8 protein-coding genes are annotated in these 11,389 nt (G+C 72.2%); 7 read left to right on the top strand and 1 reads right to left on the bottom strand.

The features are described 5' to 3' along the window. On the bottom strand, positions 1-1,022 hold a 1,022-nt coding region (gene sucC / locus LG943_RS21645; protein WP_270074175.1), incomplete at its 3' end, for an ADP-forming succinate--CoA ligase subunit beta. A gap of 173 nt (positions 1,023-1,195) precedes the next feature. Between sucC and LG943_RS21650 the strand changes: the two genes are divergently transcribed. From LG943_RS21650 to LG943_RS21680, 7 genes are all read left to right on the top strand, one after another. Further along, positions 1,196-2,584: an MFS transporter gene (locus LG943_RS21650; protein WP_270074176.1), complete on the top strand. Its 1,389-nt coding sequence runs from the start codon at positions 1,196-1,198 to the stop codon at positions 2,582-2,584. A gap of 75 nt (positions 2,585-2,659) precedes the next feature. Next, positions 2,660-4,348, top strand: a complete 1,689-nt coding sequence (locus LG943_RS21655; protein ID WP_270074177.1) for a thiamine pyrophosphate-binding protein — start codon at positions 2,660-2,662, stop codon at positions 4,346-4,348. 19 nt (positions 4,349-4,367) lie between these two features. Then, entirely contained in the window at positions 4,368-5,597 is a 1,230-nt protein-coding gene (frc, locus tag LG943_RS21660) for a formyl-CoA transferase (RefSeq protein ID WP_270074178.1), read from the top strand. A gap of 4 nt (positions 5,598-5,601) precedes the next feature. After that, positions 5,602-7,749 (top strand): acetate--CoA ligase family protein, encoded by a 2,148-nt coding sequence (locus LG943_RS21665; RefSeq protein WP_270074179.1) that lies wholly within the window; start codon positions 5,602-5,604, stop codon positions 7,747-7,749. A 242-nt stretch (positions 7,750-7,991) separates the two neighbouring features. Continuing rightward, entirely contained in the window at positions 7,992-9,599 is a 1,608-nt protein-coding gene (locus LG943_RS21670; protein WP_270074180.1) for an Nramp family divalent metal transporter, read from the top strand. After that, a complete protein-coding gene (locus LG943_RS21675) occupies positions 9,599-10,162 on the top strand; it encodes a hypothetical protein (protein ID WP_270074181.1) in 564 nt (187 codons plus the stop codon). The genes LG943_RS21670 and LG943_RS21675 overlap by 1 nt, the downstream gene beginning before the upstream one ends. An 81-nt stretch (positions 10,163-10,243) precedes the next feature. After that, positions 10,244-11,275, top strand: coding sequence for a TerC family protein (locus LG943_RS21680; RefSeq protein WP_270074182.1), 1,032 nt, complete (start codon positions 10,244-10,246; stop codon positions 11,273-11,275). Positions 11,276-11,389 lie beyond the last annotated feature (114 nt).

Consider the following 11,389-nt stretch of genomic DNA (forward strand, 5'->3'; position numbering starts at 1 on the left):
TCGCCGCGCCCCTCCAGCAACTGGAGGGCCTGGACGATGCCGTTGGCCACCGCGTCGCAGGCGGTGATCCCGCCGAACACGTTGACGAACACGCTTTTCACGTCGGGGTCGCCCAGGATGATCTCCAGGCCGTTGGCCATGACCTCGGCCGAGGCCCCGCCGCCGATGTCCAGGAAGTTGGCCGGCTTGACCCCGCCGAACTCCTCGCCCGCATAGGCCACCACGTCCAGCGTCGACATCACCAGGCCCGCACCGTTGCCGATGATCCCGACCTGGCCGTCCAGCTTGACGTAGTTGAGCCCCTTGGCCTTGGCGCGCGCCTCGCGGGAGTCGGCCAGGCCGTCGTCGTGGAAGGGGAAGCGCTCGGGGTGGCGGTCCAGGGCGTTGCCGTCGAGGGTGACCTTGCCGTCCAGGGCCACGAGGCGGTTGCCGGTGGTGCGCACCAGCGGGTTGACCTCGACCAGGGTGGCGTCCTCCTCCACGGCCACGCGCCACAGCCGCTGGAGCACCACGGCCGCGGGCGGGTGCACGTCCTCGGGCAGGCCGGCGGCGCGGCAGATCGCCAGCGCGGTGTCGCGGTCCAGGCCGGTGAGGGGGTCGACGGGAGTGCGCACGACGGCTTCGGGCCGGGTGGCGGCGACCTCCTCGATCTCCACGCCGCCCTGCGCGGAGCAGATGGACAGGAAGCTCCGGTTGGCGCGGTCGAGCAGGAAGGAGACGTAGTACTCCTCGGCGATGTCGGTGGCCTCCTCCACCAGGACGCGGTGCACGGTGTGGCCCTTGATGTCCATGCCGAGGATCTGCTCGGCCTTGGCGCGGGCGTCCTCGGGACCCTCGGCCACCTTCACCCCGCCGGCCTTGCCGCGCCCGCCGGTCTTCACCTGCGCCTTGACGACCACGCGGCCGCCCAGCCGCGCGGCGCTGGCGGCGGCCTGCTCGGGGGTCGATGCGAGTTGGCGTTCGGCGAGCGGCACCTCGTGCTCGCCGAACAACTGTTTGGCTTCGTACTCGTAGAGGTCCACCGGGCCTCCTCGGCGTCGCGTGCGGTTGACGGACCCTCCTGACTGTCATACGCGAGATCGTATGCAGTATGCAATACCACGAGTGAGGGCCACCTCGAGCGCGAAGTGGCCGACGTGACCCCCTTCACACATCCACCCTGGCCGCGCATACTGTATACGATCGCCCGGTCGATGTGAGGTACGCCACGATGAACTCCCCGCCGTCCGCCCCCTCCGCCCTCACGGGCCATCTCGCCTCCCCCTACGCCCCCGCCGCGGCGGGCGAACTGGCCGACTGGACGGGCCGCCGCTACGCGGTGGGCCGCTCGGCCCGCGACCTGGCCGGGCGCGACCGATTCGCCCTGGCCGCCCGCGCCGTGGCGGCCGTGGCCGGGGTGGGCGTGCTCCAGTTCGGCTACGGCGCGGCCGTGCCGCTGCTGGTGGCCGCCCACGGCTGGAGCCCGGCCGCCGCGCTGCTGCCCTTCGCGCTGTGGACCCTGGTGCAGGGCGCCACCGCGCTGCCGCTGGCCCGGCTGCGCGAGCGCGGCCTGCTCGCTCCGGGGCCGGCGGTGGTCGCCGGCGCCCCGCTGTGCGCCGCCGCCCTGGCGGTGTGCGAGCTCAGCGGCCACCTGGGGGTGGTGGCCATGGGCTACGGCCTGCTCGGCGGCCTGGGCGCCGGGCTCGTCTACCACTCGGCCGTGCACGTGGTCGCCGCCTGGTACCCCGAGCGCCCCGCCACCCACGCGGTGCCCGCCGGCGCGGGGTTCGCGCTGGGCGCGGTGCCGCTGGTGGCCGGGATCGCGCTGGCCGAGCCCGCCCACCTGGCGGCCGCGCCCTGGGTGGGCGCGGCGCTGGCGCTGCTGGTGGCCGGGGCCGGCTGGCGGCTGAGCGCGCCGCCGCCGCGCTGGTGGCCGCCCGAGAGCGATCCCCGCGCCTGGGCGCTGCGCCGCCGCCGCGAGCCCCTGGCCTGCGTCGACCTCTCCCCCGCCCAGGCGTGGCGCAGCGGCGCGCTGCCCGGCCTGCACGCCGTTGTGGCGCTGGCCGGGGCCATGGCGCTGGCCGACCTGGCGGTGCTGCCGCTGCTGCTGGCCCGCGCCGACCTGCCGCCCGGCGGCGCGGCCGCGGTGCTGGCCGCGCTGGTGGCGGCCAGCGGCCTGGGCCGGGCGGCGGCGGGCCGCTGGGCCGAGCGCGTGGGCCGGCGCCGGATCCTGGTGGCCGCGCTGACCGCCGGCGCCGCCGCGCAGTTCGCGCTGCCGGCCGCGGCCGCGCTCGGCTCGGTGGCGGGGCTGGTGCTGCTGGCCGTGCCCGCCGGGATCGGCGGCGGGTGCTGCTACCCGCTGACCCGCACCCTGGCCCTGGACTACTTCGGCAGCCGCGACAGCGCCGAGATCCAGGGGCTGGTCTACAGCGCCAAGGCGGCCGGCGGCCTGCTGGGCGTGGGCGGCGCCGCCGCGCTGCTGGTCTGGCTGCCCGGCGCCGGGGCGGCGGCGGCCCTGCTGGGCGCGGGTGCGGCCGGGCTGGCCGCGGCGGTGACGGCCGCGCGGCTGCGGCGCCCGGTCCCCATTCGCACGATTCCGCTCTAGACACCGGAGAGGGGCTCGTGTAGCAATGGAGACCATACGGTATGCAGTATCCAATGAACGGAGATGGGTGCTCAGATGACTGACGACAAGGGTGGCGACACCACGATCTCGGGCGGTCACCTCGTCGCCAAGGCCCTCAAGGCCGAGGGGGTCGACGTGATCTTCACGCTGTGCGGCGGCCACATCATCGACATCTACGACGGCTGCGCCGACGAGGGCATCGACGTCATCGACGTCCGCCACGAGCAGGTGGCCGCCCACGCCGCCGACGGCTACGCCCGGGTCACCGGCAAGCCCGGCTGCGCGGTGGTCACCGCCGGCCCCGGCACCACCGACGCGGTCACCGGCATCGCCAACGCCTTCCGCGCCGAGAGCCCGATGCTGGTCATCGGCGGCCAGGGCGCACTCAGCCAGCACAAGATGGGCTCGCTGCAAGACCTGCCGCACGTCGACATGATCAACCCCATCTCCAAGTTCGCGGCCACCGTGCCCCACACCGAGCGCGTCGCCGACATGGTCTCCATGGCCTTCCGCGAGTCGCTCAACGGCGCCCCCGGCCCCTCCTTCCTGGAGATCCCGCGCGACATCCTCGACGCCTCGGTCCCGCTGTCCTCGGCGCGCATCCCCCGCCCCGGCGGCTACCGGGCCTCCACCCGCCAGGGCGGCGACCCTGAGGCGGTGGAGCGCCTGGCCGAGCTGCTGGTGCGCTCCGAGCGCCCCAGCATCCTGCTGGGCAACCAGGTGTGGACCACCCGGGCCACCGACTCCGCCGTGGAGCTGGTGCGCGCGCTCAACGTCCCGGCCTACATGAACGGCGCCGGCCGGGGCACCCTGCCGCCCGGCGACCCCCACCACTTCCAGCTCTCGCGCCGGCACGCCTTCAACAGCTCCGACCTGATCATCATCGTCGGCACGCCCTTCGACTTCCGGATGGGCTACGGCAAGCGGCTCTCGCCCGAGGCCAAGGTCGTGCAGATCGACCTCAGCTACGCCACGGTGGGCCGCAACCGCGACATCGACCTGGGCATCGTCGGCGACGCCGACGTGGTGCTGCGCTCGGTGCTCCAGGCCACCTCGGCCTACGGCGACAACGGCGCCCAGGGGCGCAAGGCGTGGCTGGAGGAGCTGCGCCAGGTGGAGCGCCAGGCGCTGGACAAGCGGGCGCCGCTGCTGGCCAGCGACTCCACGCCCATCCACCCCTACCGCCTGGTCAGCGAGATCAACGACTTCCTCACCGAGGACTCCATCTACATCGGCGACGGCGGCGACGTCGTGACGTTCTCGGGCCAGGTGGTCCAGCCCAAGTCCCCCGGCCACTGGCTGGACCCCGGCCCCCTGGGCACCCTGGGCGTGGGCGTGCCGTTCGTGATGGCGGCCAAGTACGCCCGCCCCGACAAGGAGGTGGTCGCGCTCTTCGGCGACGGAGCCTTCAGCCTCACCGGGTGGGACTTCGAGACGCTGGTGCGGTTCAACCTGCCCTTCGTGGGGGTCGTCGGCAACAACTCCTCCATGAACCAGATCCGCTACGGCCAGATCGCCAAGTACGGCGCCGACCGCGGCGAGATCGGCAACACCCTGGGCGACGTCCGCTACTCGGAGTTCGCCAAGATGCTGGGCGGCTACGGCGAGGAGGTCCACGACCCCGCCGAGATCGGCCCGGCGCTGCGCCGCGCCCGCGAGTCGGGCAAGCCCTCGCTGATCAACGTCTGGATCGACCCCGAGGTCTACGCCCCCGGGACCATGAACCAGACCATGTACAAGTAGGCCACCCGGGGAGGATGCAATGACCAAGGCACTCGACGGTGTCCGCGTCCTGGACATGACCCACGTGCAATCGGGGCCCTCGGCCACCCAGATCCTGGCCTGGCTGGGCGCCGACGTCATCAAGCTGGAGGCCCCCAGCGGCGACATCACGCGGCGCCAACTGCGCGACCTGCCCGACGTGGACAGCCTCTACTTCACGATGCTCAACGGCAACAAGCGCAGCATCACCCTCAACACCAAGACCGACGAGGGCAAGCGCATCTTCCTGGACCTGGTCAAGCGCAGCGACGTGCTGGTGGAGAACTTCGCACCGGGCGCGCTGGACCGCATGGGGTTCACCTGGGAGGTGCTCAAGGAGGCCAACCCCCGGCTGGTCTACGCCTCGATCAAGGGGTTCGGGCCCGGCGCCTACGCCCACTTCAAAGCCTACGAGGTGATCGCCCAGGCCATGGGCGGGTCGATGAGCACCACCGGGTTCGAGACCGGGCCCCCGCTGGCCACGGGCGCGCAGATCGGCGACTCGGGCACCGGAATGCATACAGTAGCCGGTATCCTCGCCGCCCTGTACCAGCGCACCACCACCGGCCGCGGCCAGCGCGTCGAGGTGGCCATGCAGGACGCCGTGCTCAACCTGTGCCGGGTGAAGCTGCGCGACCAGCAGCGCCTGGCCCACGGCCCGCTCGCCGAGTACCCCAACGAGAGCTTCGGCGACGAGGTCCCCCGCTCGGGCAACGCCTCGGGCGGCGGCCAGCCCGGCTGGGCGGTGCGCACCGCGCCCGGCGGCCCCAACGACTACGTCTACGTCATCGTCCAGCCCGCCGGCTGGGGGCCGATCTCCCGCATCATCGGCCACCCCGAGCTGGCCGAGGACCCCGAGTGGGCCACCCCCGAGGCCCGCCTGGACAAGCTCGACAAGATGTTCGCCCTCATCGAGGAGTGGTCGGCCACCCTGCCCAAGTGGGACGTGCTGGCCGCGCTCAACGAGCACAACATCCCCTGCGGCCCGATCCTGTCGACCCGGGAGATCATCGAGGACCCCACGCTCAACGGCAACGGGATCGTCACCACCGTGGAGCACCCCCAGCGCGGCGCCTACAAGACCGTCGGCCTGCCGATCCGCATGTCCGACTCCCCCGCCGACATCGACCGCTCGCCGCTGCTGGGCGAGCACAACACCGAGGTCTACCAGGGCGAACTGGGGCTCTCCGCCGACGAACTGGCGGCCCTCAAAGCGAACGGAGTGATCTGACACCATGGCCACGGAACCCTCCACCGGCTACGACCGCGACGCCGTACGCGCGGTCCTGGACCGGGCGCGCGCCGAGAGCCGCGGCGCGCTCACCGCGCCCGAGGCCAAGGTCCTCGCCGGGGCCTACGGCATCCCGATCCCCGGCGAGGCGCTGGCCACCAGCGCCGACGAGGCGGTCGCGCTGGCCGTGGAACTCGGGCTGCCGGTCGTCGCCAAGATCGTCTCCCCCGACATCCTGCACAAGACCGAGGCCGGCGGCGTGGAGGTCGGCCTGTCCTCCCCCCAGGAGGTCAAGGCCGCCTACGAGCGCATCGTCGGCAACGCCCGCGCCTACAACCCCGAGGCCGCCATCGAGGGCGTGCAGATCCAGCAGATGGTCGGCGGCGGCACCGAGGTGCTCGTCGGCGCCACCACCGACCCCACCTTCGGCAAGGTCGTGGTCTTCGGCCTGGGCGGCGTGCTGGTGGAGGTCCTCAAGGACGTCGCCTTCCGCCTGGCCCCGGTGACGCGCGAGGAGGCCCTGGCCCAGATCGGCGACATCAAGGCCGCCGAGGTGCTGGAGGGGGTGCGCGGCGGCGCGGGGGTGGACCGCGAGCGGCTGGCCGACGTGCTGGTGCGGCTCTCCGACCTGGTCACCGACTTCCCCGAGATCGCCGAGGCCGACCTCAACCCGGTGTTCGCCTCGGCCTCCGACGCCGTGGCCGCCGACCTGCGGTTCGTCCTGGACTTCGCCCCGCCCAAGGAGCCGGCCCGGTTCACCCGCGAGGAGATCCTGGGCGCGATGGAGCGGATCTTCAAGCCGCGCGCCATCGCGATCATCGGCGCCTCCAACGAGGCCGGCAAGATCGGCAACTCCGTCATCCGCAACATCGTGGACGGCGGCTACGCCGGCCACGTCTACCCGATCAACCCCAAGGCCGACGAGGTCTACGGGCGTACCGCCTACAAGAGCATCGCCGACGCCCCCGACGGCATCGACGTCGCCGTGTTCGCCATCCCCGCCAAGTTCGTGGCCGGGGCGCTGGAGGAGGCCGGCCGCAAGGGCGTGGCCGGGGCGATCCTCATCCCCTCGGGCTTCGCCGAGACCGGCGAGCAGGAGTTGCAGGACGAGGTGCTGGCGGTGGCCCGCCGCCACGGCGTGCGGCTGCTGGGCCCCAACATCTACGGCTACTACTACACGCCCCAGAGCCTGTCGGCGACCTTCTGCACCCCCTACGACGTGCGCGGCGGCACCGCCCTGACCTCCCAGTCCGGCGGGATCGGCATGGCCATCCTGGGCTACAGCCGCAGCACCAGCACCGGTGTCTCGGCGATCGTGGGCGTGGGCAACAAGGCCGACATCGACGAGGACGACCTGCTCACCTTCTTCGGCCAGGACGACAACACCAACGCCATCGCCATGCACCTGGAGGACCTCAAGGACGGCCGGGCGTTCGTGCAGGCCGCCCGCGAGGTCGTGCCGAAGAAGCCGGTGGTGGTGCTCAAGGCCGGGCGCACCTCGGCGGGTGCCCGCGCCGCCGGCTCCCACACCGGCGCCCTGGCCGGCGACGACAAGGTCTACGACGACATCCTGCGCCAGGCCGGCGTGGTCCGCGCGCCCGGCCTCAACGAACTGCTGGAGTTCGGCCGGGCGCTGCCGATCATGCCCGCGCCCACCGGCGAGAACGTCGTCATCATCACCGGCGCCGGCGGGTCGGGCGTGCTGCTGTCCGACGCCGTGGTCGACAACGGCATGAGCCTCATGGAGATCCCGCCCGACCTGGACGAGGCGTTCCGCGCGTTCATCCCGCCCTTCGGCGCCGCCGGCAACCCGGTGGACATCACCGGCGGCGAACCGCCCGCCACCTACGAGAAGACCATCCGCCTGGGCCTGGAGGACCCCCGGGTGCACGCCCTCATCCTGGGCTACTGGCACACCATCGTCACCCCGCCCATGGTCTTCGCCGAACTGGTCGCCGACGTGGTGACCCAGGCGCGGGCCGCGGGGATCGACAAGCCGATCGTGGCCTCCCTCTCGGGCGACACCGAGGTCGAGGCCGCCAGCGCCCACCTGTTCCGCCACGGCGTGGTCGCCTACCCCTACACCACCGAGAAGCCGGTGCAGGTGCTGGGCGCGAAGTATCGCTGGGCGCGCGCGGCGGGACTACTCTGATCCCGCGCGTGTAACCCCCGCCACACCCGCACCAGCCGCAGCACACACGCCCGGTGGCCGCCGAGCCGCCACCCGAGACCGCCGGGCCGCCCGCGGCGGCGGCGTACGCCAGCGCCGCCGCCGCGGATCATCCGCCGACCGCACGCCACGCACGACGCTCAAGGGAGGCCGACGCAAGGACAGGGGGCGCATGAGGGGGCAACCAGCCCGCATCCGCGATCCAGCGAGGGAGAGCCTCACGCATGGACTCCTCAGACATCAACTCCGACCGGCCGCTGGGCCGTGATGACCTCACCGGCACCGAACCCCCGCCGGCCCGGGTCCCCGCCCAGCGCGGCCCCGCCCCGGCCGAGTCCGGCGCCGCCGCCGGCACCCCCGGCGGTGCCGCCGAAACCCCCGCCCCTGAGCAGGAGCGCTTCTGGAAGGCGGGTCGGCTGGAGCCGATGCCGATCCGCTCACTGCCCAAGGCACCGCCCTCCATCCACCTCCTCGGCCCCACGGTGTTCCTCGTGGCGCTGGGCGTGGGCATGGGCGAGTCCTACATGTGGCCGCGGCTGGTCCTGATCTTCGGACCCGAGATCCGCTGGCTGTTCCTCATCGGCGTCACCCTCCAGGCCGTGGTGATGCTGGAGATGTCGCGCTACGCCATGGCGACCGGCGAGAGCATCTTCTTCGGCGCCGCGCGCGTGTTCAAACCGCTGATGTGGTTCTTCTTCGTCACCGCGATACTCGTCTACATCTGGCCCGGCCACCTCTCGGCCGGCGCCTCGGCGTTCGAGCGGGTGACCGGAATACCCTGGCAGGCCACGGCGGTCGCCGGCATGCTGCTGGTGGGCGTCGTGTTCACCCTCGCCAAGGTGGTCTACAACCTGCTGGAGAACGTCCTCTCCATCTGCATCGGCCTGCTGGTGGTGGGCACCTCGGTGGTGGCGGCCATGGTCGGCAGCCTCTCCGACCTCTCCACCACCCTCACCGGCATGTTCGCCTTCGGCTACCTGCCCGAGGAGGCCCTGTCGCCGGCGTGGTTCCCCGTCATCGTCGGCTCCATCGCCTTCGCCGGGCCCTCGGGCATGCAGCAGATGTGGTACACCCTGCACCTGCGCGACAAGGGCGCCGGCATGGGCGCCCACATCCCGCGCATCCGCGGGCTGCGCCACGCCGAGGAGCAGGAGACCATGCCCACCCGCGGGTTCATGTTTGACACCTCCGACCCCGCGGAGATGAGCAAGTGGAAGGGCTGGCGGCGCTGGGTGACCTTCGACGCGTTCGTGCTCTTCTGGGGCATCACCATGCTGGTGACGGTCTCCTTCACCGTGCTGGCGCAGGCGTCGGCCCGGTTCGACCCCCAGGTCGCCACGGTCATCCGCGACGGCGAGCGCGACGCCGCCCTCGACGCCATGGCCGCCTCCTTCACCGCCGCCGGAAGCCCCGTCTTCGGCACGATCTTCTTCCTGTTCATCTCCCTGATCGGCCTCAACGCCACGCTCGGGCTGTTCGACTCGTTCTCGCGCGGCCAGGCCGACATGACCTACTTCTTCGTCCCCGGCGCGCGCCGGTTCAGCATGTCCAAGCTCTACGGGTTCTTCCTGTGGGGCCTGATCGCGTTCGGGATCTGCATCCTGCTGTTCGGCCCCGCCGACGGGCCGGCGGCGATCCTGGACACCCTGGCGTTCCTGTCCACCTTCGCGATGGGCGCCTACTGCGTGACCCTCCTGCTGGTCAACAACATCACCCTCCCCAAGCCGATCCGGCCCGGGATCGTCCCCAACGTCCTGATCGCCGTCGCCGCGCTGTTCTACCTCGGCATGCTGTTCTACTCGCTGTTCGCCTACGGCGTGGTGGTGAGCTGATGAGCGCGCACGCCCCCTCGGCCGGTCATGTCCCGGCGCCCGCCCAGTACGCTGAGATCGCCGTTCCGGGTGCGGCGATCGGCCTGGTCGCCGGTGTGTTCGCGGCCGGGGTGGCGGCGCTGGCCGGGCTGCCCGGCATGCAGATCGCGACCATCGCCACCGGACTGGGCATCCCGCTCGCCCTCCTCGGAGCCGGATACTGCGTCCTGCTCGCGACGGGGCGGTTCGGGGTCGGCGCGGTCGGCCCGGTGGCGCTGTACTGGCTGGTCGGGTTCCCCCTGGCCCGGCTGGTCGACGAGGTCGCGGTGGCCGGGGTCCTGGGGCACGACGACGTGCTGCGCGATCCCCTGCTGTCGTTTCTGGCGTTCCAGGCGCTGCTCAGCATAGGCTTCGCGATCGGGTTCCTGTGGCTGCACGAGCGCCTGGCGCCGCTCTGGTACTACCGGATCCAGCGCCACAACGCCGCCGCAGCCGACCTCATGCGGCGCTACATCGACCAGGCCGCCGAGATGGAGCAGCGGCGCGCCTCGGCCGGGCGGGGTCGCCGACGCGGCCGTTCCTGACATGTAGTAAACCGGTTCCCGGGCGTTTTCGGACGCCCGGGACCGGCACCCGTGTGCCATCGATCGTCTGGAGTAACTGGCTTGGAAATCGCACCCTGGGTCTGGGGGGTCACGATCGCCGTTCTGCTCGGCGTGATCCTGATCGACTTCATCATCATCGCCCGCCGGCCGCACGAGCCCTCGATGCGCGAGGCCGCCATCTGGATCTCGGTCTACGTGTCCCTGGCGATCGTGTTCGGCATCGGCCTCTCCCTGACCACCGAGGGCCAGGCCGTGGACTTCTTCACCGGCTGGATCGTCGAGTACTCGATGAGCATGGACAACCTGTTCGTGTTCATCCTCATCCTGGGCTCCTTCGCGGTGCCCCGCGAGCACCGCCAGCGCGTCCTGCTGGTGGGCATCGCGCTCGCCCTGGTCTTCCGCGGCCTGTTCATCGCGGTGGGCGCGGCGGCGGTCAACGCCTTCGCCGGGGTGTTCTACCTCTTCGGCGCGTTCCTGCTCTTCACCGCCTGGAAGCTGGTGTCGGGCGGCGGGGACGACGACGAGGAGTACAAGGAGAACGCGGCGGTGCGCCTGGTCCGCCGGGTGCTGCCCACCACCGACACCTACCACGACGCCAAGCTCGTGGCCCGCGTCGACGGCAAGCGGGTGGTCACGCCCATGCTGCTGGTGATGATCGCGGTGGGCCTCACCGACATCCTGTTCGCCCTGGACTCCATCCCGGCGATCTTCGGCATCACCCAGGAGCCCTACCTGGTGTTCACCGCCAACGCCTTCGCGCTGATGGGCCTGCGCCAGTTGTACTTCCTCATCGGAGGGCTGCTGGACAAGCTGGTCTACCTCAGCCACGGCCTGGCGGTCATCCTCGGGTTCATCGGCGTCAAGCTGATCCTGCACGCCGTCCACGAGACCACCGAGCTGCACGTCCCCGAGATCCCCACCACCGTGTCGCTGGTGGTCATCGTGCTCACCCTGGCGATCACGGCCGCGGCCAGCCTGGTCAAGAGCCGCCGCGACGCGGCGGCGGCGCAGAAGGCGGCGGCAGAGTCCGCCGAGCCCACCGGGCCGGCCTCCGACGGCGGCGACGACCGCGGCGGGCGGGTTTCGGTCTGACCTGAACGGGGGGCGGCCGGCGCCGTCCCTCCTGTGGCGGGGGGGGGGGGGGGCCCCCCCCCCGGCCGGGGGGGGGGGGGGCGCCCCCCCCGCGGGGGCCGCGGGGGGGGGGGG

It is taken from the genome of Streptomonospora mangrovi, from assembly GCF_027604915.1.
GTDB lineage: Bacteria > Actinomycetota > Actinomycetes > Streptosporangiales > Streptosporangiaceae > Streptomonospora > Streptomonospora mangrovi.